Below are 24,926 nucleotides of genomic sequence, written 5' to 3'. Positions count from 1 at the left end.
GTTCCTGGCAGGCAGGCCAGGAACCCGACCCAGGAGGACCAATGACCGAACGTACGGTGGCCGATGTAATTGTGGAGCGCCTCACCACGTGGGGTGTGGACCGGGTCTTCGGCTACAGCGGCGACGGCATCAACGGGTTCATGGGCGCCCTGCGCCGCACCGAGGGCCGTGTTGAGTTTGTCCAGGCGCGGCATGAGGAGTCCGCGGCGTTCATGGCCGTGGGCCATGCAAAATACACCGGCGGCGTAGGAGTGGTTACGTCCACCCAAGGCCCCGGCGCCGTCCACCTGCTCAACGGGCTGTACGACGCCAAGCTGGACGGCGTGCCGGTGGTGGCCGTCGTGGGGCAGCAAAGCCGCACCGTGCTGGGTTCTGCCTACATGCAGGAAATCGACCTCATGGCGCTGTTCAAGGACGTTGCTTCCCAGTTCGTGCAGCAGGTCAGCACGGCGGAGCAGGTGCCCATGGTGCTGGACCGGGCCTTCCGGACGGCGAAGGCTACCTCCTCCCCCTGCGTGGTGATCATCCCGCACGACGTGCAGTCCGCGCCGGCGCCGGAGCTTGAACAGCAGCACGGCATCGTGGTCACCGCCCCGTCCTGGAGCGCCGCAGCCAAGACGCCGCGCGAAGAGGACCTTGCAGCCGCGGCCGCCCTGCTCAACTCGGCGGAACGGGTGGCGCTCCTGGTGGGCCAGGGAGCAAGGCACGCGCGCGAGGAAGTAGTGGCGATTGCCGAGAAGCTTGGCGCTGGAATCGCCACCAGCCTGCTGGGCAAGCCCTACGTGGATGAGACCCTGCCCATCGCGGTGGGAACCATGGGACACCTCGGCACCACGGCCAGCGCGCACCTGCTGGGCACCTGCGACGCTCTCCTGATTGTGGGCTCCAACGATCCCTGGACCGAGTTCTATCCGCCGCCCGGTGCGGCCCGTACCGTCCAGATCGACATCGACGAAAAGAAGATCGGCAACCGCTACCCCGTGGAGGTGGGCCTGGCAGGCGACGCCGCTTCAGCCCTTGACGCCCTCAACCAACGGCTGGAACACCGTCCGCGGACCCCGTGGCGCTCCGAGGTGGAGGAAGAAGTCAGCCGTTGGCGCATCCTGGCTGCAGACCGCGCCGCTGTCCCCGCCAGCCCTGTCAACCCGGAACGTGTGGTGCGCGAGCTCAATGGCCGGCTTCCCGAAGACGCCCTGGTGAGTGTCGACGTCGGGAGCTGCGTGTACTGGTACGCCCGCCAACTGACGCTCCCCCAGGGTGTCCCTGCCCACCTCTCCGGGACCCTCGCCAGCATGGGCTGCTCCATCCCGTACGGCATCGCTGCCAAGCTGGCGCACCCTGACCGTCCGCTGCTGGCCCTGGCCGGCGATGGCGCGATGCAGATGCTGGGCGTGGCCGAGCTGGTCACGGTGGCGCACCGCTGGCGCCAGTGGCAGGACCCGCGGTTCGTGGTGTGCGTCTTCAACAACCGGGAGCTGACCGAGGTTACCTGGGAACAGCGCGAGTCGGAGGCGGAGCCGCGGTTTGCGGCGAGCCAGGAATTGCCCGATTTTCCCTTTGCCGGCTACGCCGACCTGCTGGGGCTCAAAGGCATCCGGGTCGAGGATCCGGAGCGTCTTGCAGACGCGTGGGACCAGGCCTTCGCCGCGGACTGCCCCGTGGTGATCGAGGTGCTGACCGACCCCGAAGTCCCGCTTCTCCCGCCCTTCCCGGCAGGGCGGGAAAAAGCGGAAAGCATGCGGAAGGGCTTGGCGGCGGAGGACGACGGCGGCAGGGCCTCGGCACTGCTGGACACCTATGTTTCGCACGAGGAGCGCCCGCAGGGCTAGCGCTGGCGGCGCGGGGTTAGGGCATCAAGGTCTGATTCAGAGCAGCACTGCCGTGACGGCAAGGTCCTTGCCCGCGTACCGTTCGGCATCCTGCAGGATTTCGCAGATGATGCCGAACGACCGGTCGCTGCGGAACGGGGCGGCCACCTGCCACAGCACCGTGACGGGCGGATTGCCGTTGTCGGTAATGCTGTCGGCGAAGTCGTGGAGCGAGTCGTTCAGGGCATCGAGGTTCACGCCATAGTGTTCGGGAAAGCCCAGGACCTCGCCGAAGGTTTCCAGGACCGCGCGCTTGCTGTCCGCCGGCGGGACCACCACGCTGCGGCGCCCGGCGTCGGCAACCTGTTCCTGCAGTTCTTCCAGGGTCCAGGTGTCGCCGGAGAAGATTTTCATGGTTGTGCTAACTGCCTTCCGCTATGTACTTGAACGTTGCGTAGTGGTCACCCGTGTAATACTTCTCGCCGCCGTTCCCTGCCACGATGCGCCGTGCGCCCCGGTCCCCTTCGCCGGGCGTGGGGACGGTGTATTCGCGGTAGTAGCCCCGGTCCCTGGCCGGCAGGACCCGCTCGAAGTTGCCGAAGACCTGGTCATCCTGGCTGTACGGGTACGGGCCGCCCGCGCGGATCAGCGCCAGCACCCTGCGGCCTTCGACCGGGAGCGAGGACTCCCTGATTTCGGGCAGGCTGGACGGGTTGGCAGCGCGGTGGGGCGCAGACTGCTTCGCCGCCCCGGACGCAGCCGCGCCGCCCGGAGGGGACGCCTGGCTGGAAGCCGTTCCCGGCGTCGTACTTTCCGTCTGCCCGCCCAGTAGCCCGGCCCCGCCGAACGCCACCATGGCCAGCACCACCAGGGTGGTGATGAGCAAGGGAACGATGGAGCGGTTGCGCATTCGGGGTACCTGCCGGCTGGTCCTGGTTGTTCTGGGGCTGGGTAGTTTCTGGCTACGTGCGGTAGATGTTGATGGAGTTGGCCTCCGCGAGGTCCGTTTCCCCCGACGGCACCTGTATGCCCTGCCGCTCCTTGTGGCGCGGTGAGGTAGTCAGCCGAAGCTCGAACAGGCTGGGGGCCGGCCTCCCTGTGTTCGGAAGGGTGACCTGCACGTCCGAGGCGCTGCCGTTGACCACCACAAGGCCAGCAAGGTCGCCGCCGTCATCGCCGAGCAGCAGCTGCATGACACGTTGCTGCGGATCATTCCAGCGTTCGGCGGACATGGGCTGCCCGTCCTGGTCGAACCAGTACAGATAGGACTGCTCGTCCCGGACCGGGAAGTCGTGGGGCTGGGCGGCCAGGAACTCTTTGCGCAACCGGATGTACCGCTTGGTGCTGCGCAGCATTTCGTGTGCCTCCGGCGAGAGCGTCCAGTCCAGCCAGGTGATGTGGTTGTCCTGGCAGTAGGCGTTGTTGTTGCCCTGCTGCGTCCTTGCCAGCTCGTCTCCGGCAGTGATCATGGGCACCCCCAGCGAGACCATCAGCGATGCCATCAGGTTGCGCCTGGACTGGGCCCGCTTGGCCAGGATCGCACCGTTCTCGGTAGGGCCCTCCACACCGTGGTTGTAGCTGCGGTTGTCCCCGTGCCCGTCCCTGTTCTCTTCGCCGTTGTCCTCGTTGTGCTTGCGGTCGTAGGACACCAGGTCGTTCATGGTGAAGCCGTCGTGGGCGGTAACAAAGTTGACCGAGGCCAGGCGCGAACGGCCGGAGGCCTGGAAGAGGCCTGCGGAACCGGACAGGGCGTCCGCCAGCTTGGCCATGGTCCCGCCGTGGCCGCCGGAATCGATCGCCGCCCTGTCTGCCAGCCAAAAGGTCCGCACTGCGTCCCGGAAGTGGTCGTTCCAGTCCACCCACCCGGGCGGGAACTGGCCGGTCTGCCAGCCGCCGTAGCCAATGTCCCAGGGTTCGGCGATCAGCTTGACCTCGGACAGGACGGGATCGGCGGCGACGCCGGTGAGGAAGGGGTGCTTGGGGTCGAATTCGTTCGCCGCATTGCGGCACAGCGTGACAGCCAGGTCGAAGCGGAAGCCGTCGATGTGGAACTCGTCCACCCAGTACCGCATCGAGTCAGTCACCAGCTGGACCACCCGTGGTTCAGCAAAGTTGAGCGAGTTGCCGCAGCCGGTGGTATCGACGAACTTGCCGTGGCCGTCCACCCGGTAGTACGTGTCCTCCCCCAAGCCCTTGAAGCTTAGGACCGGCCCGTCCTCTCCGCCTTCCGCGGTGTGGTTGTAGACGACGTCGAGGATGACCTCCAGCCCGGCGGCGTGCAGCGCCTTGACCATGGCCTTGAACTCGTCCTGGACAGCCTGGGCACCGGCTTCCTGTGCCGCCTGGGTGGCGTACCCCGGGTGGGGGGCAAAAAAGGCAGCGGTGTTGTAGCCCCAGTAGTTGCTGAGGCCCAGATCCTGCAGGTGCGGCTCATCGATGTGGAAGTGGACTGGCAGCAGCTGGACAGACGTGATGCCCAGGCTGGTGAGGTGCTCGACGACGGCAGGATGCGCCAGGCCGGCGTAGGTGCCCCTCAGTTTTTCCGGCACATCCGGGTGCAGCATGCTCTGGCCGCGCACATGGGCTTCATAGACGATGGTGTTGCGCCAGGGAAGACTAAGGCGTTCATCGGTTCCCCAGTCGAACTCGGTGGCGGTGCGGACACTGGTGAGGACGCCGCCGCGCTGGTCGATTCCCCTGCCGTACGGGTCCAGCAGGAGGGGCTGCCTGCCCGAACCGTTCCCGTTGCCCGGGATAAGGGCCGGCGGCAACGGCCGGGTGTCCGATGACGGACGGAAGCCGTAGCGCGAGCCGTAGGGCATGTCCTCAACGATGCCGTGGTGGACGCCTTTTGTGATGTTGGCCAGGGTCTGGATCCGCCACTGGCCGCCCGGAGGGCAGTAGACGATGTCCAGGCTGGAGACGGCCGGCGCGAAGCAGGCAACGTTGGCCCGTCCGCCCGTGTGGTGGCGGGTGCCGCCGGAATCCGCGCGCGGAACGCTCACCCCAAGCGGAACAGCCGTGGAGGCGTCCATGGCGGATGTTGTGTCGAAAAGCGGCATGACCATCACCTAAATAGTAGCGGTCAGCAGCACTTGACCAGCCCGGACACCCCTGCGGCGCCGGCAACCTGCCCGGGATCAAGTCCCGGAGAAACTATCCCGCCGAAACTATCCCGCGGCGCGCTGGCGTGAGACCTCGTACAGCGAGATGCCCACGGCCATCGAGGCGTTGAGCGACTCCATGGCGGAATCGATGGGGATGGAGACAATCTGGTCGCAGTTTTCCCGGACCAGGCGGCTCAGGCCCTTTCCTTCCGAGCCCACCACGATGCACACCGGTTCGGTGGCCAGGGTGAGGTCCGGCAGCGAAACGTCGCCGTCGCCGTCGAGCCCCAGCACGAAAATGCCCATGTTCTTGAACTGCTTCAGGGCGTTGTTCAGGTTGGAGGCGCGGGCCACCGGGACGCGGACTGCGGCGCCGGCGCTGGTCTTCCATGCGGCGGCGGTGACGCCCACGGAGCGGCGCTCGGGCACGATGACGCCGTGGCCGCTGAACGCGGAGACGGAGCGGATGATGGCGCCCAGGTTCCGGGGGTCAGTGATGCCGTCCAGGGCGACGAAGAGCGGGGCGTTGGCAACGTGCCCCTTCTTCCACTTCTCCACGGTTTCTTCGGCCAGTTCGTAAGCGTCCTGGTACTCGTAGGGCGGGATCTGCAGCACCAGGCCCTGGTGGACGGCGTCATCCGTCATCCGGTCCAGCTCGGGCTTGCCGGTCTCCATCAGCGGAATGCCGCGTTCGGCGGCAAGCTTCAGGGATTCCTTGACGCGGTCGTCCATCTCGATGCGGATGGCCACGTGCAGTGCCTTGGCGGGGATGCCGGCGCGGAGGGCTTCAACCACCGAGTTGCGTCCGGTGACCACTTCCTCGGTGGCGCGTCCCTTGGGGCCGGATTTGGCGGCGCCGGCGCTGCGGGCACCGGTACCGCGCTTCGCGGCGGACCGTTCGGCGAGCTGCCGTGCCTTGTGGGCCTTGTGGTAGACGCGGTCCTCGGCCTTGGGCGTGGGGCCCTTGCCTTCGAGGGCCTTGCGGCCGTGGCCCCCGGTTCCGACGGTTGGGCCCTTCTTCGCTTTCACCGATCGGCGACCATTGTTGGCCATGATGTTCCACCCTTGATTGTGCTGACTGAGTCTGCATACCAGTCTACTGACCCGAAAAAAATCGGGGCTGGCCGCCGGTGAGTGGGGTTCAACCGGGCTGGGCAGGGTTCAGTCGCGCTTGAGGCTCCAGGTGGCGCCATCCGGGCCGTCCTCCACCACCACGCCGGCCTGGTTCAGGGTGTCCCGGATGGCATCGGAAGCCGCCCAGTCCTTTTCGGCGCGGGCAGCTGCGCGCGCTGCCAGTTGGGCTTCCACGAGGACCTCCAGCGCCTCGGCCTCCCGCGTGTTCACGGCTGCGGACCCGGCGACGGCGTTGAGGCCCAGGACGTCCGTCATGAGGACCACTGCGTGCATCGCATCCCGTGCGGCGGCGTCGTCACCTTCCGCCAGGGCAGTGTTGCCGGCCCGGACCGTCTCGTGCAACGCCGCCAGGGCGCGGGGAACGTTGAGGTCGTCGTCCATGGCTTCGCAGAATGCGTCGATTCCGGAGGAGGGGCCGTGGTTGCCATCGGCGATCCCGGCGTCGCCGCCGAACCGTGCCGCGGCCTTGGCCAGGAACCCGTCTATGCGTTCGACGGCGGCCGCGGCCTCCTGCAGCGAGGTGGGCCGGTAATCCAGCACCGAGCGGTAATGCGCCTGGCCAAGGTAGTACCGCACCACGCGTGGCGGGGCCAGCTCCAGCATCTCGGCAGGGCTGATGGTGTTGCCGATGGACTTGGACATCTTCTCGCCCTGGTAGGTCACCATCCCGTTGTGCATCCAGAAGTTGGCGAACGAATGGCCGGCCGCCTGCGACTGCGCCATCTCGTTTTCGTGGTGCGGGAAGCGCAGGTCCAGGCCGCCGCCGTGGATATCGAAAGCAGTGCCGAGGTACTTGGTGACCATAGCGGAGCACTCAAGATGCCAGCCCGGCCGGCCCTTGCCCCAGGGCGAGGCCCAGCTGGCGGTGGCCGGCTCTCCTTCCTTGGAGCCCTTCCACAGCGCAAAGTCGCGGGGGTCCTTCTTGCCGCGGGGATCGGCGTCGGGCGCTGCCTGCATGTCGTCGATGTTCTGCCGGGTCAACGCACCATACCGGTCCCAGGAGCGGACGTCGAAGTAGACGTCCCCGGAATCGTCAAGGGCAGGGTAGGCGTGGCCGCGCTCAATCAGCTGCTGGATCAGGGCGTGCATCTCGGGGATATGCCCGGTGGCCCGAGGTTCGTAGGTAGGGCGGGAAACGCCGAGGGTGTCGTACGCCTTCAGGAATTCGCGCTCGTAGCGGTACGCCAGCGCCCACCACTCTTCGCGGGGCACCTCCCCCGCTTCCGGGCTGAAGTCCGGCGCGAAGGAAGCCTCAGACTTGGCCAGGATCTTGTCATCGATGTCCGTCACGTTGCGGACGACGGTGACCCGCAGGCCCCGGTACTGCAGCCAGCGCGTCAGCTGGTCGAAAGCGATGGCGGAACGGATGTGGCCCACGTGCGGCATGCCCTGGACGGTGGCCCCGCAGTAATAGAGGCTGGCCTTGCCCTCGATGAGGGGGACGAAGTTCCGGACTTCGGCGGAGGCAGTGTCATAGAAGCGCAGGGTCACCGCTCCAGACTAGCCGATGGCTTAGGACTGCTGCGGGTACACCAGGGCGGTGGCTACCGCGGAGATGCCCTCTCCACGTCCGGTGAAGCCCAAGCCGTCGCTGGTGGTTGCCGTGACCCCCACATGCGCGCCCGCCGCTTCGCTGAGGACTCTTTGGGATTCCTCCCGGCGGGGCCCGAACTTGGGCCGGTTAGCCACGAACTGCACCGCAACGTTGCCGATCTCGAAGCCGGCTGCCCGGACAATCCGGGCTGCCTCGGCCAGGAGGGTGGCACCGGAGGCGCCGGCAAACTCGGGCCGGTCCGTGCCGAAGTGCGTGCCAAGGTCCCCGATGCCGGCGGCGGAGAACAGCGCGTCCGCGGCAGCGTGCGCCACGGCATCGCCGTCAGAGTGCCCGGCGAGGCCGCGTTCTCCGGGCCAGAGCAGGCCACCCAGCCAGAGCGGGCGTGGGGCGTCGTGGGGGGCGTAGGCATGGACGTCGATTCCCACGCCGGTCCGCGGGAGGACCATGTCGTGGCTCATCCTTCCACCCACCGGGCTCCGAGCGGGCCTTCCAGGAGGCCTTCGGCGAAGATCAGGTCCAGCGGAGTGGTGATTTTGAGGGACTGCGTTGATCCGCGGACCACGTGGACGGAAGTGCCGAGCATTTCAACCAGCATGGCGTCATCGGTGACAGCCGCGGACTGTTCCTCGTCCAAGGACTGTGCCGCCTGGTGGCCCTGCAACAGGGTGTCGATCCTGAAACCCTGGGGCGTCTGGACCGCGCGCAGTTCCTCGCGGCGGGCAGTCCCGGTAACAACCTCGGGGGCGAAAGCCGCGCCCTCCCCCGCGGTGGCGGCTACGGTCTTGACCGTGTCCACGACCGGAAGCGCGGGAATGACGGCATCTGCACCGGCGGCCAGCGCGTCGGACACACGGTGGAAAACCGACTCAGGTGTCAGTGCGCGCGCGGCATCGTGCACCAGCACCGCCTCGATCCCCTCCATCAGGGCAGCGATGCCGGCCCGGACGGAGTCAGCCCTGGTGGACCCGCCTTCGACAAGGCTCAGGAGGGGACCGCCGTCGGCGAGTTCTCCGCGGAAGTCGTCGCACAGCTGGCGCAGGCCCTGGTCCCCCGCGGGCAAGGCGACGCACACCTGCGTGGCAACCCCGGACGCGACGATGCCGCGCAGGGAATGCATCAGGATCGGCTCGCCGCCAAGCGGCACGGCCGCCTTGGGCATGCCATAGCCGAGGCGTTGCCCGGAACCTGCGGCCACCAGGATGACGGCTGTGACCAGGCGCGGAGGTGATTCACTCATGCGGACTAGCCTACGACGCCGGCACTTCCGGCGGGTGCGCGGGCACCGCCGGTGCGCCCAAAAAAAGAAGCCCCGGCGGCACTTGCGTGCGCCGGGGCTAAATTCTTAGGAAGCCAGGACCTCGTCGAGAACGCTTGCAGCCTTCTCCTCGTCGGTCTTTTCAGCCAGCGCCAGTTCTGAAATCAGAATCTGGCGGGCCTTGGCCAGCATTCGCTTCTCGCCTGCGGAAAGGCCCCGGTCATGATCCCGGCGCCACAGGTCGCGAACAACCTCTGCCACCTTGATGACGTCACCGGAAGCAAGCTTCTCCAGGTTTGCCTTGTACCTGCGTGACCAGTTGGTGGGCTCCTCGGTGAACTCGGCGCGGAGCACATCGAACACGTGCTCCAGGCCTTCCTTGCCCACTACGTCCCGGACCCCAACAAGGTCAACGTTCTCTGCTGGAACTTCAATGGTCAGATCACCCTGGGCCACCTTGAGCTTGAGATACATCTTCTCTTCGCCCTTGATGGTGCGCATCTTGATTTCTTCAATCTTCGCAGCACCGTGGTGAGGGTAAACTACTGTCTCGCCGACCTCAAATACCATGTGGACATTTCCCCTTTCCCGCTGACCAGTTTATCACGATTCAGGCATATGACCGGCCGGGGAAAGTGCCTGCAACCGCGAAAATACGCGGGAAAACGGCCCAATCAACCTCGTCCACCCTCTTGACGAATGCGCAGATTAGTGCATCAAGTGAGCGTTCCCATAGGGGTTGTGACACGGCCGAATCCTCGTTTGACCCTCTTTGCGGATAGGCTATGGCTGAAAAAGACTTCAAATTTCTTGAGGAGTACGTGACGTGCGTTCCACTGCGATGAACCGGGCCCAGCGCGGCAAACTGGCACTGACGGCTGCTGCCCTTGGCGCCAGCCTGCTGACCGCGGGCTGCGGTTACATCACGCCCCAGCAGACCAGCCATCAGTACTCCGCCTCGGACGGCATCCGCGCAGACCTCGGTCCCCTGCAGCTGCGGAACATCCTCATCGTCTCCACGGGCGAAAACGAGCCCGGCCGCCTCATCGGCGCCGTCTACAACTCTTCCTCCAAGGACGTGAAGCTCACGGTCAACGGCGCCAAGGGGTCGCAGACAGAGGTTCCGGTAAAAGCCAACTCCTACACCCTGCTCAACGAGAAATCTGATCCCGCCATCCTGAGCACCACCGGCGGCAAGCCTGGCTCCCTGGTGGACGTCAAGATCAGCGAAAACGGCACCAACGTCAGCAACACGGTGAAGGTTCCGGTCCTGGACGCCACCCTCCAGGAGTACAAGAACTACGTCCCCACCCCGAGCTCCTCGGCGACGTCTTCCTCTTCAGCCAGCGCAAGCTCCTCCGCCAGCACCAGCTCCTCCGCCAGCACATCGGCAGGGGCAAGCTCGTCCGCCAGCGCCACTCCGAGCGCAACGGCAACCGCCACCAGCCGCTAAGCGGTCACCGGGCCCGGAGGCCAACAAACACAACAAAAGGGAGGAGCCCACTGGGCTCCTCCCTTTTGTTGTGCCGCTGTCCGTCCCGTTTAGGGTTCGAACTTATAACCGAGGCCGCGGACAGTCACCAGGTAGCGCGGGGCGGAGGGATCGGGCTCGATCTTGCCGCGGAGCCGCTTCACGTGGACATCCAGGGTCTTGGTGTCGCCCACATAGTCGGAGCCCCACACGCGGTCGATCAACTGGCCCCGGGTCAGCACCCTGCCCGAGTTGCGCAGGAGCATCTCCAGGAGTTCGAATTCCTTCAGCGGAAGCAGGACCTGCTCGCCCCCCACGCTCACCACATGCCGCTCGATATCCATGCGGACAGGTCCGGCCTGGACCGTGGACGAGATCAGCTCTTCCGGCTCACCCTGGCGCCGCAGCACGGCCCTGACCCGGGCCACCAGTTCGCGGGACGAGTACGGCTTGGTCACGTAGTCATCCGCGCCAAGCTCCAGGCCCACTACCTTGTCGATCTCGGAGTCCTTTGCGGTCAGCATAATCACGGGGACGCTGGAGCGCTGTCGCAGCTGGCGGCACACCTCGGTGCCGGAGAGGCCCGGAAGCTGCAGGTCGAGCAGCACCAGGTCTGCGCCGTTGCGGTCGAATTCGGTGATGGCGTCCAGTCCGTTGTCCACCACCTCCACCTCGAACCCTTCTTTACCCAGCAAATAGGACAAGGGATCGCTGAACGATTCCTCATCCTCCACAATCAAAATCCTGCTCAAGCGTTGGCTCCTTGTTCTGTAGCGCCCGGTTCTGGTGCGCCGGCGGCGCGGGGTACTTGGGTCAGAGTTGGTTGCCCGGGTGTCTCCCGCACCTGCGCCGGCAACACTGCCGGCGCTCCCGGAACTGAAGGACCGCCGTCGCCCTCCTGCCCTTCCATTTCGGGCAGCCGGAGGGTAAAGGTGGATCCCTGCCCGGGCTGGGACCACAGCGTCACTTCACCGCCGTGGTTGGAGGCCACGTGCTTGACGATGCTCAGGCCCAGGCCTGTGCCGCCGGTCTGGCGCGACCGTGCCGCGTCCACCCGGTAGAAGCGCTCGAAGACGCGCTCCTGCTCCTCGGGGCTGAGCCCCTCCCCCTGGTCGGTCACGGAAATCGAGACCAGGCCTTCCCTGGAACGCCCGCCGATGCCGACCCGCGTGTTGGGGGGTGAATAGCGGATGGCGTTGTCAATGAGGTTCCGCAGGGCCGTTACCAGGAGGTCCTGGTCGCCGAACACCTTACCGTTGGTTCGTCCTCCCACCACGATGCTGATGTTCTTGCTCTCCGCGGGAAGCTGTGACCGATCCACGGCCTCGGCAATAACCGAGTTAATGTCCACGGGTCCGCCCTGCTGGATCACGCTGGCGCCCTGCAGACGGGAAAGTTCGATGATGTCCTGGACCAGGGCGGCCAGCCTGGCCGATTCCTTGTGCATGCGCTTGGCGAAGCGCCGGACGGCTTCCTCGTCATCGGCGGAGGATTCGAGTGCCTCGGCCAGCAGCGAGATGGCGCCCACCGGGGTTTTCAGTTCGTGCGACACGTTGGCGACGAAGTCGTTGCGGATCTCTTCGGTCCGGGTGATCTCAGTGCGGTCATCAGCGAGGAGGAGGATGTATTCCTCACCCAGCATGGCTGCCCGGACCTGGACGATGATGGTCCCCTGCCCCAGCGGTCCCCGCGGAAGCTCCAGTTGCTTTTCCAGGATGACGCCGTCCCGCCGGACCCCTGCCGTCATGTCCAGGAGTTCCTTGTGGACCACAGTATGCCCTCGGACCAGGCCGTAGGCGTAGGCTGCAGGGCTGGCACGGACCACACCATCCACGTCGTCCAGCACCACAAAGGCACGTCCGACGACGGCAAGCACCTCCGCTGCACCGGCCGGCAGCGCAGGCTCCTCGGGTTCGACGTCCAGCAGCTCACGCTGCTTCTCGCTGACCCGGTAGGCAAGCACGCCGAACGTGCCAAGCGCCAGGCCGATAAGGCCGGCGACCAGACCAATGAGCATAGGATCCACAGCTCCACTTTATGCTCTTGCCTGGAGCCGTCCGCCGTCTTTGGAGCCATCCGGCAAACGGTTCAACTAACGTTCATCTGTGTGGGCATAATCGTTCACCGGACGATGCCAGAGTTGCTGGTTAGAGCGCCCAACGGCGACACGATTCCTGCTGCCCTGGAGCGGCCGGCGGGAGTTCCAAGGAAAGGACGCCTACGTGCGTAAGGTTTTTCAGGAAGAGCTCACCCAGGTCGGTGACCAGCTGGTGGAGATTTCCCGGCTGGTCAGCGAAGCGATGGCCAAGGCCACTACCTCCTTCCAGGTAGCGGACGTGGACCTCGCCCAGGACGTCATCGCAGCGGATGCGCGCATTGACTTCCTGCAGAACAGCCTGGATGAGCGGGCAATCGACATTCTGGCGCTGCAGGGTCCAGTCGCCAGCGACCTGCGCATGATCGTAGGTTCCCTCCGGATGAGCGCCTCCCTCGAGCGCATGGGCGACCTGGCCCGCCACATCGCCCAGCTGGCCCGCCTCCGGTACCCCTCCACGGTTATTCCGGAATCCATGACGGACACGTTCAACCGAATGGCCGAACTGGACCAGGAAATCGCTGACAAGCTGACCGTCCTCCTGGAGAGCCGTGACCTTGAGGTGGCCCGGGACATCCTCAAGGCCAACACCGCCATCAACGATTTGCACTTGAGCGTCTTCAAGGCCATCGCGGCACCCGATTGGTCAGGCTCCCCCGCCACCACCGTGGACGTGGCCCTGGCCAGCCGTTACTTTGAGCGGTTCGCTGACCACGGAGTTTCCGTTGCCCAGAAGGTGACCTACCTGGTCACGGGCGCCTGGCAGCCGAACGCCACCGAGCACAGCTAAGCCCAGTAGAACGACGACGGCGGCTGGTCACCTGAGGTGACCAGCCGCCGTCGTCGTTTCACCTTTGACGCAGCGCGTTCTTCGGCCGGAGTGCGCCTAAGGGAGGAACGACCGAGCACCCGGCGAAGAACCGCGAAGTCTTACTTTTTGCCCTGGTTGGCGACGGCCAGGATGGCCTGCTCGGCGGCCTCGGGATCGAGGTAGGTGCCGCCGGGCTTGATCGGCTGGAAGTTTTCGTCCAGTTCGTACACCAGCGGGATGCCCGTGGGGATGTTCAGCCCGGCGATGGCCTCATCGCTGATGCCGTCCAGGTGCTTGACCAGTGCGCGCAGCGAGTTGCCGTGCGCGGTGACCAGGACGGTCTTCCCGGCCTTGAGGTCTTCCTTGATGTCCGATTCCCAGTAGGGCAGGAGCCGCACCAGGACGTCTTTCAGGCACTCGGTGCGCGGGAGGGCGTCGCCCAGGTCCGCGTAGCGGGGATCGTGGGCCTGCGAGAACTCGGAGTCATCGGACAGGGGCGGCGGCGGGGTGTCGTAGGAGCGGCGCCATTCCATGAACTGATCTTCACCGAACTCGGCCAGGGTCTGGGCTTTGTCCTTGCCCTGCAGCGCGCCATAGTGGCGTTCGTTCAGGCGCCAGTCGCGCTTGACGGGGATCCAGCCGCGGTCGGCCTTGTCCAGTGCGATGTTGGCCGTGTTGATGGCCCGCTTCAGCAGGGAGGTGTAGAGGATGTCAGGGAGGATGTTGTTCTCCACCAGCAGCTCACCTCCGCGCGCTGCTTCCGCACGGCCCTGGTCGTTCAGGTCAACGTCCACCCAGCCGGTGAACAGGTTCTTGGCGTTCCATTCGCTGTGGCCGTGGCGCAGCAGAATCAGCTTGTAAGTCATGATTTTCATCCTAGCCGAGCAGTGTTGCCGCCCGCCCAGCGTTACAAGGCCGGCCCGCAACCGCGCTCACAAACCTCGGCCGGCGAAGATAGGGTTGTGCGGTGGTTCAAAAGGCTGAGCGGGTCAATGCCCCGCAACTTTCCGGCAGGTCCTCCGCCGCCAGGAAGGGGCGGCCGGTGGGCAACGTCACCCGCGGCACCACCAACCCCAACCGGATGCGCCGGCTGGACCGCTGGCTGGCAGGACCGCAGGCGTGGCGGCTGAGGAGGGCACCCGAGCCGCTCGTGGTGGACCTGGGCTATGGCGCAACGCCGGCCACCGCCGTCGAACTTCATGAAAGGCTCGCCGTGATCCGGCCCGACGTACGCGTCTGCGGGATCGAGATCGAGCCGGAGCGCGTCCGGGCGGCGCTTCCGCTGCAGCGTCCCGGACTGACGTTCCACGTCGGCGGCTTTGAGCTGCCTGTTTCCGGTCGCCCTGTCCTGGTCCGGGCCTTCAACGTCCTGCGGCAGTACGAGGAAGCTGACGTCCCGGGCATTTGGCGGCTGGTGCAGGAACGATTGGCTCCGGACGGCCTGTTCGTCGACGGCACGTGTGACGAGATTGGGCGGCGCGTGACGTGGGTGGCTCTGGACCGGGACCGGCCCCTGTCCCTCAGCATCTCGGTCCGCTTTGGGAGCTTCGACCTGCCATCCGACGTGGCCGAGCGGCTGCCCAAAGCCCTGATCCACCGCAACGTCCCCGGTGAACCGGTGCACGCTTTCATGCAGGCAATGGACCGGTCGTGGCTTGAGAGCGCGGCGCTGGCCTCATTTGGTAACCGGCAGCGCTGGGTAGGCATGTGCCGGAGCCTGCGCGCAGCGGGCTGGCCGGTCCAGGACGGGCCGGCCAGGTGGCGGCTGGGTGAGCTGACGGTGGATTGGGAGGCAGTGATGCCCTTACATCATGCGGTCAGCCGTTGAATGGGCCGGCGCCGGTGGGATCACCAGGGGCCGTAGGGGCCCATGTTGCGGCTGCCGCCCCGGCCGGCGTCTTTCACTGCAGGCCGGACGTCGGCCAGGTAGACGGAGGCTGCCACGACAGCGGCCAGCCCGAACAGGCCGAGGGTGCTGAAGATGCCTCCACCGGTGCCCAGCAGCGAGATCAGGCCCACGGCGGTGGCACCGCCGGTGAGGGCAAGCCAGAAGGTTTTGGTCCGCTTTCCGGTAGCTTCGAAGGCGTTGGGCCGGTGGCGGAGGCAGTCCACAAACGCCCACAGCTCAAGCCCCAAGGCCACCAGGCCAAGGATGAAGAACACTGCCTGCTCTACGAGCGCGATGATTATTCGACCGTCCACAAACCCAGCCTAGCCGCCCAGCGTGTCCAGCGCCTGCTTAAGGTCAGCCCAGAGGTCCTCAACGTTTTCCACCCCTACGCTAAGGCGCACCAGGTTCTCAGGCACGCTGGTGGGTTCGGCCGAGTGCCGGCGCCGGCGCTCGATGAGGGATTCCACCCCGCCCAGGGACGTGGCAGGCAGCCAGAGTTCCAGTGCCTGCACGAGTTTGTCAGCGGCGTCGGCGCCGCTGAGTCCTGCGGATGGCGCCACCTGGATACAGATGATGGAGCCGAACCCCTTCATCTGCTCCTTGGCGCGGACGTGCCCGGGGTCGGTGCTGAGGCCGGGGAAGCGGATCGATTCGATGGCGGGGTGCGCCGCAAGGCGTTCCGCCAGGACCATGGATGACTCCTGGGACCGCTCGACGCGCAACGCAAGGGTCCGAAGGCCGCGCAGGGCCAGCCATGCTTCAAAGGGTCCGGCAATAGCACCGTGGATGATCCGGTGGTGGAGGAGCGCGGCGCGGATGTCCGGGTTGGAGGTGACGAGCGCGCCGAGGACAACGTCGGAATGCCCGGCCAGGTACTTGGTCACCGAGTGGAGGACGACGTCGGATCCCAGCGACAGGGGCTGCTGCACCAAGGGGGTGGAGAAAGTGTTGTCCGTAACGACGATTGCGCCGGCGGCATGGGCGGCCTCTGCAACGGCGGACATGTCGGCAATTCCGAGCATGGGGTTGGTGGGGCTTTCGAGCCACAGCATGGCCGCGGCCTTCGCGGACGGTCCCTTAGGGGCCAGGGCTGCTTGAACGGCATCCGTATCGGCAATATCCACGGTCCGGAGCTCGATGAAGCCCTTTTGGGCGAGTTCGGAGGCCATCACCAGCGAGCCGGAGTAGCTGTGGTTGGGCATAACCAGGACTCCCCCTGCGGGGATCAGCGACAACGCAGAACTGACCGCGGCGAGGCCCGATGCGTACAGCAGGCCGGGCAACTCGGATCCTTCCAGCTGGCCCAAGGCCTCCTCGAAGGGGTCCCAGGTGGGGTTGGAATAGCGGCCGTATCCCCGGTCGCCATCACCAAGGGGGCCCGTGCCGAAATAGGTGGAGGAAAGGGTGATGGGAGGGTTGACCGGCTGGTCCCTTTCCCGCGGCGGCCGCCCGGCCGCCACCACCACGGTCTCGGGTGACAGGGACGCGGCTTGGTGCTCGGAAAGACTCATGGTGAAAAGCGTACTGTTCCTGTTTGATCCAACGTCAAAGCAGTGACGTTTTGTGGGCGGCGCCCCCTCCACCTGTCCTGCACAGGCACTGGGTGGAAGCCGGAAATGTCCGCCTGCCTCGGTAGGCTTAAGAAGTGAACAAACAGAAGGCCGGATTATTCATCGCGTTCGAAGGTGGCGATGGCGCCGGCAAGTCCACCCAGGCGGCCCGCCTTGCCGCCGCGCTGGAGTCCCGGGGCCACACGGTGCTGCGCACCCGTGAACCCGGCGGCACGCCCATTGGGGAAAAGCTGCGCTCGCTGGTACTGGATCACGGCAACGGCGAGATTGACGCCCATACGGAAGCCCTCATTTTCGCGGCTTCCCGCGCCGCCCACGCCGCCCAGGTTATCCGCCCGGCACTTGGCCGTGGCGAGATTGTGCTGACCGACCGCTACATCGACTCTTCGGTGGCATACCAGGGGGCCGGCCGCAAACTCGGCCAGGACGCCGTCCAGTCCCTCAACGAGTGGGCCACGTCCGGTCTGCAGCCGCACCTTACGGTCCTCCTGGATGTTGACCCCAAGCTTGGCCGGCGGCGCCGCACTGCAGGCCAGGCAGCCGAAGACCGACTTGAATCCGAAGCTGACGAGTTCCACACGCGGATCCGGGGCGCCTTCCTGGACCTCGCGGCGGCCCGCCCCGCGTCGTACCTGGTCCTCCCTGCCCACCTCCCGGTTGACGACCTGGCTGCGCAGATCCTGGCCCGCGTGGAAACCTTGCTTGATGCGCCGCCCCTCGCAGCGCATGCCCACGCACCGCAAGGGGCGGTACCTGCAGCGGGCGACGGCGGTGGCGCGTGACCGTCTGGGATGACCTCCAGGGCCAGCCCGCCGTCGTCGAACAACTGCGCCAGGCCGCAAGCGGCGAAAGCCTGACGCACGCTTGGCTGTTCACGGGGCCGCCGGGTTCCGGCCGCTCGAACGCCGCCAAGGCCTTCGCCGCCGCACTGAACTGCGACCAGGAGGACGTCGGCCTCCGTGGCTGCGGGCAGTGCCAGGCGTGCCACACGATCCTGGGTGAAACCCATTCGGATGTGACGTTCGTGCGCACCGAAAAGGTCACCATCACCATCGATGAGGCCCGGGAACTGGTGGCGGCGGCAGGTAACCGGCCATCGTCAGGGCGCTGGCGGATCATCGTCGTGGAGGACGCCGACCGCATGGCCGAGCGGACCACCAACGTACTGCTCAAAGCCATCGAGGAACCCACGCCGCGGACTGTCTGGATGCTTTGCGCGCCGTCCCCCGCCGACGTCCTGGTCACCATCCGCTCCCGCTGCCGTAGCGTCGCTTTACGGCTGCCGCCGGCCTCGGACGTTGCAGCCCTGCTGGTGCGGCGTGACGGTGTGGACCCTGCCCTTGCGGAGCAGGCAGCCCGGGTAGCGCAGAGCCATGTAGGCATTGCCCGCCGGCTGGCCAGGGATCCAGCGGCAAGGGAACGCCGGCTGGAAACGGTCCGTTTTCCGCTCGGCCTCCGCGGCGTCACAGCCGCGGTCATGATGGCGGACAAGCTGGTGAAGATCGCCACCGCCGAGGCCAACAGCTCCAACGAGGAGCGGGACGCAGCGGAGAAGGCCTCCCTCCTTGCAACGTTGGGAGCGCCCGAATCGGGAGCCCTGCCCCCGGCCATGCGCAGCCAGCTGAAACAGCTCGAAGACGACCAGAAACGGCGGGCCAAGAGATCCATCACGGACTCCCTGGACCGTACGCTCACCGATTTACTTTCCTTCTACCGCGATGTGCTGATCATCCAACTCGGGAACGCCGTGGAACTGGTCAACGTTGAGCTGAGGAGGGAGCTGGAAGAGTTCGCCGCCCGCAGCACTCCTGAGATCACCCTGGCCCGCATGGACGCCATTAACAAAGCCCGCGAACGCATCACCACAACCAACGTTGCCCCGCTTCTGACCATCGAGTCCATGGCGGCCAGCCTGATCCAGCCCTCCAAGGAGACCCGATGACTGCCCGCCCCCTGTCCGCACCCCACAGGTCCCTGGCGGTTGCAGTCCGAGCCGCGGGAGCAATGGCCCTGGCCGTGGTCCTGGCCTCGTGCAGTCTCCTCAACAGCGGCGACAAGAACCCCCCGGAGGCGGCCACTGCCAAGGCCGACCCCTCGATCGTGGCGTCCGCCCCCGCGGGCCTGGAAAAGTTCTACTCGCAGGAAGTCGTATGGCAGCCCTGCGAAGGGGAATTTCAATGTGCCAAGGTGACCGTCCCCCTGGACTATGCCAATCCTGGCGGCGACACCATCCAGCTTGCCGCTTTGCGGGCGTCCAGCACCGGAAAGAAAACCGGCAGCCTCCTGGTCAACCCCGGCGGCCCGGGCGCTTCCGGCTACGACTTCATCAAGGACGCAGCCGCAACCCACTTTTCAGCCGGCGTACGCAACGCCTACGACCTCGTCGGCTTTGATCCGCGCGGCGTCAAGCGCTCCGCTCCCGTAACCTGCATGACCGACGCAGAACGTGACGCGGCCCGTGCCAAGGTCTATGCCCTCGAAACCGACGCCGGACTGGCCGCGGCGCTGGCCGACAACAAGGCGATCGCTGACCAGTGCGCGGCGCAAACCGGCCCGGTCCTTGGCCACATCGACACCGTCAGCGCCGCCAAGGACCTGGACGTACTCCGGGCCGTGGTGAACGACACCAAGCTGAACTACCTTGGCTACTCCTACGGCACGTTCCTGGGCTCCACCTACGCCTCACTCTTCCCGGACAACGTGGGTCGCATGGTCCTCGACGGGGCTTTGGACCCGTCCATCAGCAATGAGGACCTGACCAGCGGCCAGGCCCGGGCCTTCGAAAAAGCGCTCCACAGCTACGTTGCCAGTTGCCAGAAGCAGGGCAAGTGCCCCCTGAGCGGTGATGTCGATTCCGGAGTGCAGCAGATCCGGGACCTGATCAACGCTGTGCAGCAGACTCCCCGCACGGCCAAGGACGGCCGCCTGGTCAATGCCACCATGTTCGTCAGCGGCCTCATCACCCCGCTCTACAACGACCAAAGCTGGCCGGCCCTCACGCAGGCGCTGGAGGCGGCGTTGTCCGGAGACGTGAGCCTCATGCTCCGGCTGGCCGACCTGGGCGCGGACCGCGGCTCCGACGGAAAGTACACCTCCAATTCAACGTTCGCCTTCAACGCGATCAACTGCCTGGACTACCCCATGGTGTCGGATGCCGCAGGCATGCGCGCCGAAGAGAAGCGGTTGGAGCAGGACTCCCCCACCCTCGGCTACTTCTTTGCCTACGGCGGGACCACCTGTGCGGATTGGCCCTACGAGAACCTCCGCACCCCGGCACCTGTGGAATACAGCGGTGGCTCCCCCATCGTGGTCATCGGGACCACAGGCGACCCCGCAACCCCCGTTGACTGGGCAGCCTCACTGCGCAAGCAGCTGGGCAACGCCTCCCTGCTGACGTGGAGGGGTGAAGGACACACCGCCTACGGCCGTGCCAACAGCTGCTTGGAGGATTCGGTGGACAACTACCTGGTGGGCGGCAAGGTGCCGGCCGACAATACGGTCTGTTGACCGCCCCGGCAGCCGCCGCGCGCCCCATTTTGACCGGGGCGAGGAGACTCTATTACAGTTGACTCTTGCATGAGGCGCCCGGTTCTGCCGGGGATTTTGTGCGGTGCTTCCTTAGCTCAGTCGGTAGAGCGTTTCACTCGTAATGAAAAGGTCATCAGTTCGATTCTGATAGGAAGCTCGGGATAAACCCCGGACAGCCCCTGGTTCCAGGGGTTTCCGGGGTTTTTCGCTGGTTAATGGTCTGCCTGGGCTCCTGGTACACCGTCCGCTTTGGACCGGATAAACGCCTGGTCCTCGCGGGATATGGCTGCTTCACCGTGCTGCCCCGTTGCTAAGTTCTCCCCGGTTTCCTTGGAAATTACCGCGACAATCGTCCTCGGCAGGATCTGGCATCCCGGGTTGTCGGTCAACCACTTCCTGGTGGCCGGGTCGAGGCGGCTCCAACGGTCTTTGAGATTCATAGCCGGCTGCTGTCTCCCTGATCTAACGAGCAGAGCCCCAGGCTCTGCGGCGGGCACTCCGCCCGCCCCAACCCACTAGTAAACGCCGGACCTGCTGGAGGGCACAGGGCCTTAAGTCTCAATCTCCGGCCGGACCTCCGCGGACAACCGGCTGCAGGGTGGCCATGCAAAGGCCCGGCGTTAAGAAAGCGTCAAGATTATCCCGCTCCTTCCCGCCCCGTCCCATGCCGGTGCTAATCTCGCCGGTTACGGGCAGGGGCCACCCCATGAAGGCTGCCGCTTATGCCGGGACCAGCAGAGGGGAGATGTTCCATGACTGCATCTATCCAGCACTCCGTACCCGAAAGCGTTCCCCGCCCCTCGCACGATGCCACGCCCCACGGGCCCCTCGTCCGTTGGCTGCTTGAAAACCGCGTCCACCAACCTGAAGGCCTCGAAGCCCCTGAGCGGGAAGAGGGACAGCAAAGCTGGTGGAAGGTTATGTGCCTGACCGGCGTTGACTACTTCTCTACATTGTCCTACCTGCCCGGAATCGCCGCTCTTGCTGCGGGTGCGCTGTCTCCGCTGGCGACACTGCTGATTGTCGCGCTGACTCTTTTGGGCATGCTGCCCATGTATCGCAGGGTGGCCGCTGAAAGCCCCCATGGGCAGGGCTCAGTGGCCATGCTTGAAAAGCTGCTGCCCTTCTGGCGGGGCAAGATCTTTGTCCTGGTGCTGCTCGGGTTCGTAGCCACATCCTGGATCATCACCATCACGCTTTCCGCAGCCGATGCCACCGTCCACCTGCTCGAAAATCCCTTCCTTCCGCCCGCCCTCAAGGGCCAGGCCGTACCCATAACCGTGCTGCTGCTGGTGATCCTTGGCGGAGTGTTCCTGCTGGGCTTCTCCGAGGCTGTCGCCGTCGCTATACCGCTTGTCGGGGTCTTCCTGCTGCTGAACGGCGTCGTTATCGGTTCAGGCATCGCTGACATCGTCGCCGATCCCGCGCTGCTGAATTCATGGAGCGGGGCGTTGACCGCCCAGGGAACCGGTTCGGGCGGCATTGCAGGACCTGCGCTGCTGGCCTTTCCCCTGCTGGTCCTGGGGCTGTCGGGTTTCGAAACAGGGGTCAGCATGATGCCCTTGATCGCCTCCACAGGCGCCACGAGTGAAGAGAAGCTGCGGGGGCGGATCCGAAACACCCGCAAGCTGCTGACCACTGCGGCACTGATCATGAGCGTCTACCTGATCGGCAGCAGTTTCGTGACCACCGTCCTAATTCCCAGCGAAGCATTCCAGCCGGGCGGGCCGGCCAATGGCCGTGCCCTCGCATATCTGGCCCACGAACGCCTGGGCAGCGGTTTCGGGTCCGTGTATGACATCAGCAGCATCCTTATCCTCTGGTTCGCGGGGGCGTCGGCGATGGCTGGGCTGATCAACATCGTCCCGCGCTATCTTCCGTCCTATGGCATGGCACCCGAATGGTCGCGCGCAGTCCGGCCTGTTGTGCTCGTCTACACCACGGTCAGCATCCTGATCACCGTGGGGTTCAAGGCGGACGTCAACGCCCAGGCCGGCGCCTACGCAACAGGAATCCTTGTGATGATGGTTTCCGGAGCCATAGCGGTGACGATCTCGGCGATCCAAAGGAAACACCGCGGAGCCGCAACCGGCTTCAGCGTGCTGACACTGGTGATGCTCTATGCACTGGCGGCCAATGTGCTCGAAAAGCCGGACGGCATCACCATTTCCGGCTTCTTTATCCTCGGCATTATCACCGTGTCACTCGTATCAAGGGTCAGCAGGACCACCGAACTCCGCGTCGACAGGATCGAATTCGATGCGGCTGCGCGCCGGTTCATCAAGGAGTCCCTGGACTACGACGGGCGGCTGACCCTGATAGCGAACAAACCGCAGGCGCGCGACGTCGCCGAATATGACCAGAAGACGGCAGACCAGGACGACAGCAACCCAACCCCTTGGACTGCCGACGTCATCTTCCTTGAGATTGACGTCACCGACCCCTCGGGATTCAGCAAGGTGCTGGCTGTCAGGGGCGTCGAGGTAGGGCACCACAGGGTGCTCCGCGTGCAGAGTCCCGCCGCACCCAATGCCATCGCAGCCATCCTGCTGGCACTGCGCGATGCCACGGGTGTGATTCCGCATGCCTACTTCGAGTGGTCTGAAGGCAACCCGCTGGCACACCTGATGCGCTACTTGCTCCTGGGTCAGGGCGATACTCCCCCAGTGGTCCGCGAAATCCTCCGGCGGAACGAACCCGATCCCCGTCGGCGTCCCGGGATCCACGTGGGATAGACGGTGTCTTTTTGCCCGCGACGACTGATTATTACGCCCGCCGCTCCGGCTATCCATCGAGGTTCAGGAAACGGCAAGGCAGCCAAGGTATCCTCCCGGAGTGACTCCCCGCTTTCAGGCCGCCGTTCCGGGCGCCACGGCCTGCACCACTGCCTGTCCGACGGGCAGCCGCCGTACGGCATGTGCCACCTCCGGTTGCTGCACGGAAGCTGACCGGACCCCTGCCGCAGCCAAGCCCCGGCGGGGGGCTTGACCGTGGAACCGAACGCGCCCCGGCACCTGGGCCAGGACGGCAAGGGCCCCGGCCGCAGGACGGTCCTGCTGGCAGCAGTGCTCACATTGTCGGCCGCCGTTCCCGACCTGCAGTCCCGTTCGAAGCCCTCGGAAACGCAAGGCAGCGCCCGGGACAGCGGTGGGGCAGACCCGGTCGCCTCCCCGGTGATGGATACAGGCCCCGACGGTGACGAGCCTGCACCCGCGCCTGCCACGCCACCGCCACCGCCCGTACCTTCACGCGCGCAGATCGTCGACACCTACGGGAAGCACCAGCCCCACTACTGGGGCCTGGAGGCTCCCGGCGTCCTGACGCGGCTGCCGTCCGGCCCCCAGGGCATCGCCCTCACCTTCGACTTTTGCGGCGGTTCCGGCGGCAGCGGCTATGACCAGGCGCTCGTCGATGCCCTGCGCCAGCGTCACGTTCCGGCCACGCTCTTCCTGAACTCGCGGTGGGTCACGGCCAACCCCGCCACGGCCCGGCAGTTGGCAGCAGATCCACTTTTCGAAGTTGCCAACCACGGGACCTCGCATAAGCCGTTGTCCACGACCGGCAACACCGCCTATGGAATCCCAGGCACAAAGAACGCCGGCGAGGTCTACGACGAGATCATGCCGAATGACGGCGTCCTGGCCGGCATCACGGGCAAGCGCCCCAGATACTTCCGCCCGGGCACCGCCTACATGGACGACGTCGCTGTGGACATCCTCGGCGCGCTGGGAGTGAAAGCGGCAGGCTTCAGCATCAATGGCGACGGCGGCGCAACGTTTCCAGCCGCCGTCGTCGCCAAAGAGGTGGGAAAGGCCCGGCCAGGCGACGTGGTCATCTGCCACGGCAACCATCCCAACAGTGGAACGGCGGAAGGCGTAAAGCAGGCGGTGGACAAGCTGCTGGCAGCCGGAATGTCCTTCACCCACCTGCCCTGACGGCACCCCCCGTGCTGGTGGCGGGCTGCGTGCTGATCCGATACGTTGACAGGAAAGCCCTGTCCAGCAACGGGCGGCTGGACCGCGGTCCGACCGCAGCCAAACGTTAGGAATTGCTCATGCCGGAACAGCACAACACTCCTGCCATCGGATGGCTCCCTGCTTGGGCAGACCTTCACGGACGCTCCGCAGAAGCTGTGAACGCCGGGTTCGTCGTCGGGGGAGGCACAGGAGATGAGCCCCAAGGACAGGAGTATGTGGCGGGCTGGGCAGGTGGTGATGCGGAGGAGCTTGCCGCCAAGGCAGCAGGTGAGGGCGCGAGCCTGACCCTGCTTTGCGCTGACGCTGGAAATGCTGGTGACCTGGCCCCCGGTGGTCTCGCCCGGGTGTCAGAGAGGATTCTGCTTATGGCCCCCACGGCGGAGTTGAATACGGGAGTGCAACTGCCGGAAAACTCCCAGGTGGCCCTGGCACCCATGGAAACCTACGACGCCGTCGAAATCACCGTCTTTGACAGCCCGGTGGCCCGGGGCCGTGTCCAGGTGCGGGACGACTTCGCCGCGGTGGCCATCACGGAAGTCCCGGAAGGGCCGGAAAAGGAGACGTTTGAGCGCGGGCTCTTCGCCGCCATGGCAGAGGAGGCTTTTCTCCACGGCGCCGAGTACCTGCACATGGTGGTTGAGGCGGACGCTGCCGGCCCCTATGAGGCATCCGGGTGGACTGTGGCGGGCCGGCTGGTTGGTTTCGGGAAGAGCTAACGACGGC

General features: G+C 65.8%; 23 protein-coding genes and 1 tRNA gene. 11 read left to right on the top strand and 13 right to left on the bottom strand.

The annotated features are described in order from the left end of the window. The first annotated feature begins 41 nt into the window (after positions 1-41). Positions 42-1,829: a thiamine pyrophosphate-requiring protein gene (locus LFT46_RS03450; protein ID WP_236821251.1), complete on the top strand. Its 1,788-nt coding sequence runs from the start codon at positions 42-44 to the stop codon at positions 1,827-1,829. A 36-nt stretch (positions 1,830-1,865) separates the two neighbouring features. On the opposite strand, the gene LFT46_RS03445 is transcribed toward LFT46_RS03450, so the two are convergent. The 8 genes from LFT46_RS03445 to LFT46_RS03410 form a co-directional block, all read right to left on the bottom strand. Then, positions 1,866-2,222 carry a barstar family protein gene (locus LFT46_RS03445; protein WP_236801112.1) on the bottom strand — a complete coding sequence of 119 codons (357 nt, stop codon included), beginning with the start codon at positions 2,220-2,222 and terminating at the stop codon, positions 1,866-1,868. Between the two features lie 7 nt (positions 2,223-2,229). Next, the gene (locus LFT46_RS03440) at positions 2,230-2,718 is read right to left on the bottom strand and encodes a ribonuclease domain-containing protein (RefSeq protein WP_236821250.1); all 489 of its coding nucleotides are present in this window, start codon (positions 2,716-2,718) and stop codon (positions 2,230-2,232) included. Between the two features lie 52 nt (positions 2,719-2,770). Next, entirely contained in the window at positions 2,771-4,876 is a 2,106-nt protein-coding gene (glgX, locus tag LFT46_RS03435) for a glycogen debranching protein GlgX (protein ID WP_236821249.1), read from the bottom strand. A gap of 102 nt (positions 4,877-4,978) precedes the next feature. Beyond that, positions 4,979-5,968 (bottom strand): 23S rRNA (guanosine(2251)-2'-O)-methyltransferase RlmB, encoded by a 990-nt coding sequence (gene rlmB / locus LFT46_RS03430; RefSeq protein ID WP_236801106.1) that lies wholly within the window; start codon positions 5,966-5,968, stop codon positions 4,979-4,981. Positions 5,969-6,076: 108 nt separating this feature from the next. Further along, positions 6,077-7,540, bottom strand: coding sequence for a cysteine--tRNA ligase (gene cysS, locus LFT46_RS03425; protein WP_236821248.1), 1,464 nt, complete (start codon positions 7,538-7,540; stop codon positions 6,077-6,079). 21 nt (positions 7,541-7,561) lie between these two features. Then, on the bottom strand, positions 7,562-8,062 hold the full coding sequence (gene ispF / locus LFT46_RS03420) for a 2-C-methyl-D-erythritol 2,4-cyclodiphosphate synthase (RefSeq protein ID WP_236821247.1): 501 nt from the start codon (positions 8,060-8,062) through the stop codon (positions 7,562-7,564). Beyond that, positions 8,059-8,841, bottom strand: a complete 783-nt coding sequence (ispD, locus tag LFT46_RS03415) for a 2-C-methyl-D-erythritol 4-phosphate cytidylyltransferase (protein WP_236821246.1) — start codon at positions 8,839-8,841, stop codon at positions 8,059-8,061. The genes ispF and ispD overlap by 4 nt, the downstream gene beginning before the upstream one ends. 105 nt (positions 8,842-8,946) lie before the next feature. Then, positions 8,947-9,429, bottom strand: coding sequence for a CarD family transcriptional regulator (locus tag LFT46_RS03410; RefSeq protein WP_011690592.1), 483 nt, complete (start codon positions 9,427-9,429; stop codon positions 8,947-8,949). 271 nt (positions 9,430-9,700) lie between these two features. On the opposite strand from LFT46_RS03410, the gene LFT46_RS03405 reads away from it, so the two are divergent. Continuing rightward, positions 9,701-10,312, top strand: a complete 612-nt coding sequence (locus tag LFT46_RS03405) for a hypothetical protein (RefSeq protein WP_236821980.1) — start codon at positions 9,701-9,703, stop codon at positions 10,310-10,312. Positions 10,313-10,401: 89 nt separating this feature from the next. Here the strand turns inward: LFT46_RS03405 and LFT46_RS03400 are convergent, their stop codons facing one another. Together LFT46_RS03400 and LFT46_RS03395 are read right to left on the bottom strand one after the other, a co-directional pair. Further along, a complete protein-coding gene (locus tag LFT46_RS03400; protein WP_056330255.1) occupies positions 10,402-11,082 on the bottom strand; it encodes a response regulator transcription factor in 681 nt (226 codons plus the stop codon). Continuing rightward, on the bottom strand, positions 11,079-12,347 hold the full coding sequence (locus tag LFT46_RS03395; RefSeq protein WP_236821979.1) for a sensor histidine kinase: 1,269 nt from the start codon (positions 12,345-12,347) through the stop codon (positions 11,079-11,081). The genes LFT46_RS03400 and LFT46_RS03395 overlap by 4 nt, the downstream gene beginning before the upstream one ends. Positions 12,348-12,552: 205 nt before the next feature. Here LFT46_RS03395 and phoU point away from each other — a divergent pair, with 205 nt between their 5' ends. After that, positions 12,553-13,215 carry a phosphate signaling complex protein PhoU gene (phoU, locus tag LFT46_RS03390; protein WP_236801100.1) on the top strand — a complete coding sequence of 221 codons (663 nt, stop codon included), beginning with the start codon at positions 12,553-12,555 and terminating at the stop codon, positions 13,213-13,215. Positions 13,216-13,355: 140 nt separating this feature from the next. On the opposite strand, the gene LFT46_RS03385 is transcribed toward phoU, so the two are convergent. Next, complete coding sequence (locus tag LFT46_RS03385; protein WP_236801099.1) at positions 13,356-14,102, bottom strand: phosphoglyceromutase; 747 nt, start codon at positions 14,100-14,102, stop codon at positions 13,356-13,358. A 101-nt stretch (positions 14,103-14,203) separates the two neighbouring features. Here LFT46_RS03385 and LFT46_RS03380 point away from each other — a divergent pair, with 101 nt between their 5' ends. Beyond that, on the top strand, positions 14,204-15,064 hold the full coding sequence (locus LFT46_RS03380; RefSeq protein WP_236821245.1) for a class I SAM-dependent methyltransferase: 861 nt from the start codon (positions 14,204-14,206) through the stop codon (positions 15,062-15,064). Positions 15,065-15,084: 20 nt separating this feature from the next. Here the strand turns inward: LFT46_RS03380 and LFT46_RS03375 are convergent, their stop codons facing one another. Beyond that, positions 15,085-15,438: a DUF2516 family protein gene (locus tag LFT46_RS03375; protein ID WP_236821244.1), complete on the bottom strand. Its 354-nt coding sequence runs from the start codon at positions 15,436-15,438 to the stop codon at positions 15,085-15,087. A gap of 9 nt (positions 15,439-15,447) precedes the next feature. Next, positions 15,448-16,638 (bottom strand): trans-sulfuration enzyme family protein, encoded by a 1,191-nt coding sequence (locus tag LFT46_RS03370; protein WP_236821243.1) that lies wholly within the window; start codon positions 16,636-16,638, stop codon positions 15,448-15,450. A gap of 134 nt (positions 16,639-16,772) precedes the next feature. On the opposite strand from LFT46_RS03370, the gene tmk reads away from it, so the two are divergent. The 7 genes from tmk (at position 16,773) to LFT46_RS03335 (ending at position 24,919) form a co-directional block, all read left to right on the top strand. Next, the gene (gene tmk, locus LFT46_RS03365; RefSeq protein WP_236821242.1) at positions 16,773-17,480 is read left to right on the top strand and encodes a dTMP kinase; all 708 of its coding nucleotides are present in this window, start codon (positions 16,773-16,775) and stop codon (positions 17,478-17,480) included. Then, entirely contained in the window at positions 17,477-18,640 is a 1,164-nt protein-coding gene (locus tag LFT46_RS03360; protein WP_236821241.1) for a DNA polymerase III subunit delta', read from the top strand. The genes tmk and LFT46_RS03360 overlap by 4 nt, the downstream gene beginning before the upstream one ends. Beyond that, positions 18,637-20,205, top strand: a complete 1,569-nt coding sequence (locus tag LFT46_RS03355) for an alpha/beta hydrolase (RefSeq protein ID WP_236821240.1) — start codon at positions 18,637-18,639, stop codon at positions 20,203-20,205. Before LFT46_RS03360 ends, LFT46_RS03355 begins: the two co-directional genes overlap by 4 nt. A 105-nt stretch (positions 20,206-20,310) precedes the next feature. Further along, a tRNA-Thr gene (locus tag LFT46_RS03350) sits at positions 20,311-20,383 on the top strand. Positions 20,384-20,978: 595 nt separating this feature from the next. After that, positions 20,979-22,961: an amino acid transporter gene (locus LFT46_RS03345; protein ID WP_236821239.1), complete on the top strand. Its 1,983-nt coding sequence runs from the start codon at positions 20,979-20,981 to the stop codon at positions 22,959-22,961. Between the two features lie 255 nt (positions 22,962-23,216). Further along, positions 23,217-24,161, top strand: a complete 945-nt coding sequence (locus tag LFT46_RS03340) for a polysaccharide deacetylase family protein (protein ID WP_236821238.1) — start codon at positions 23,217-23,219, stop codon at positions 24,159-24,161. A 119-nt stretch (positions 24,162-24,280) separates the two neighbouring features. Continuing rightward, complete coding sequence (locus tag LFT46_RS03335) at positions 24,281-24,919, top strand: hypothetical protein (protein ID WP_236821237.1); 639 nt, start codon at positions 24,281-24,283, stop codon at positions 24,917-24,919. Positions 24,920-24,926 lie beyond the last annotated feature (7 nt).

It is taken from the genome of Arthrobacter sp. FW306-07-I (assembly GCF_021800405.1).
Taxonomy (GTDB): domain Bacteria; phylum Actinomycetota; class Actinomycetes; order Actinomycetales; family Micrococcaceae; genus Arthrobacter.
The sequence above is the reverse complement of the archived record's forward strand: the minus strand, read 5'-3'. Positions and strand labels throughout refer to the sequence as shown.

Bases quoted from the DNA above. Each gene is read 5' to 3' on its own strand.
- LFT46_RS03450 (WP_236821251.1), top strand. From the start codon at position 42: ATGACCGAACGTACGGTGGCCGATGTAATTGTGGAGCGCCTCACCACG.
- LFT46_RS03445 (WP_236801112.1), bottom strand. From the start codon at position 2,222: ATGAAAATCTTCTCCGGCGACACCTGGACCCTGGAAGAACTGCAGGAA.
- LFT46_RS03440 (WP_236821250.1), bottom strand. From the start codon at position 2,718: ATGCGCAACCGCTCCATCGTTCCCTTGCTCATCACCACCCTGGTGGTG.
- glgX (WP_236821249.1), bottom strand. From the start codon at position 4,876: ATGGTCATGCCGCTTTTCGACACAACATCCGCCATGGACGCCTCCACG.
- rlmB (WP_236801106.1), bottom strand. From the start codon at position 5,968: ATGGCCAACAATGGTCGCCGATCGGTGAAAGCGAAGAAGGGCCCAACC.
- ispF (WP_236821247.1), bottom strand. From the start codon at position 8,062: ATGAGCCACGACATGGTCCTCCCGCGGACCGGCGTGGGAATCGACGTC.
- ispD (WP_236821246.1), bottom strand. From the start codon at position 8,841: ATGAGTGAATCACCTCCGCGCCTGGTCACAGCCGTCATCCTGGTGGCC.
- LFT46_RS03410 (WP_011690592.1), bottom strand. From the start codon at position 9,429: ATGGTATTTGAGGTCGGCGAGACAGTAGTTTACCCTCACCACGGTGCT.
- LFT46_RS03405 (WP_236821980.1), top strand. From the start codon at position 9,701: ATGAACCGGGCCCAGCGCGGCAAACTGGCACTGACGGCTGCTGCCCTT.
- LFT46_RS03395 (WP_236821979.1), bottom strand. From the start codon at position 12,347: ATGCTCATTGGTCTGGTCGCCGGCCTTATCGGCCTGGCGCTTGGCACG.
- LFT46_RS03385 (WP_236801099.1), bottom strand. From the start codon at position 14,102: ATGACTTACAAGCTGATTCTGCTGCGCCACGGCCACAGCGAATGGAAC.
- LFT46_RS03370 (WP_236821243.1), bottom strand. From the start codon at position 16,638: ATGAGTCTTTCCGAGCACCAAGCCGCGTCCCTGTCACCCGAGACCGTG.
- LFT46_RS03355 (WP_236821240.1), top strand. From the start codon at position 18,637: ATGACTGCCCGCCCCCTGTCCGCACCCCACAGGTCCCTGGCGGTTGCA.
- LFT46_RS03345 (WP_236821239.1), top strand. From the start codon at position 20,979: ATGACTGCATCTATCCAGCACTCCGTACCCGAAAGCGTTCCCCGCCCC.
- LFT46_RS03335 (WP_236821237.1), top strand. From the start codon at position 24,281: ATGCCGGAACAGCACAACACTCCTGCCATCGGATGGCTCCCTGCTTGG.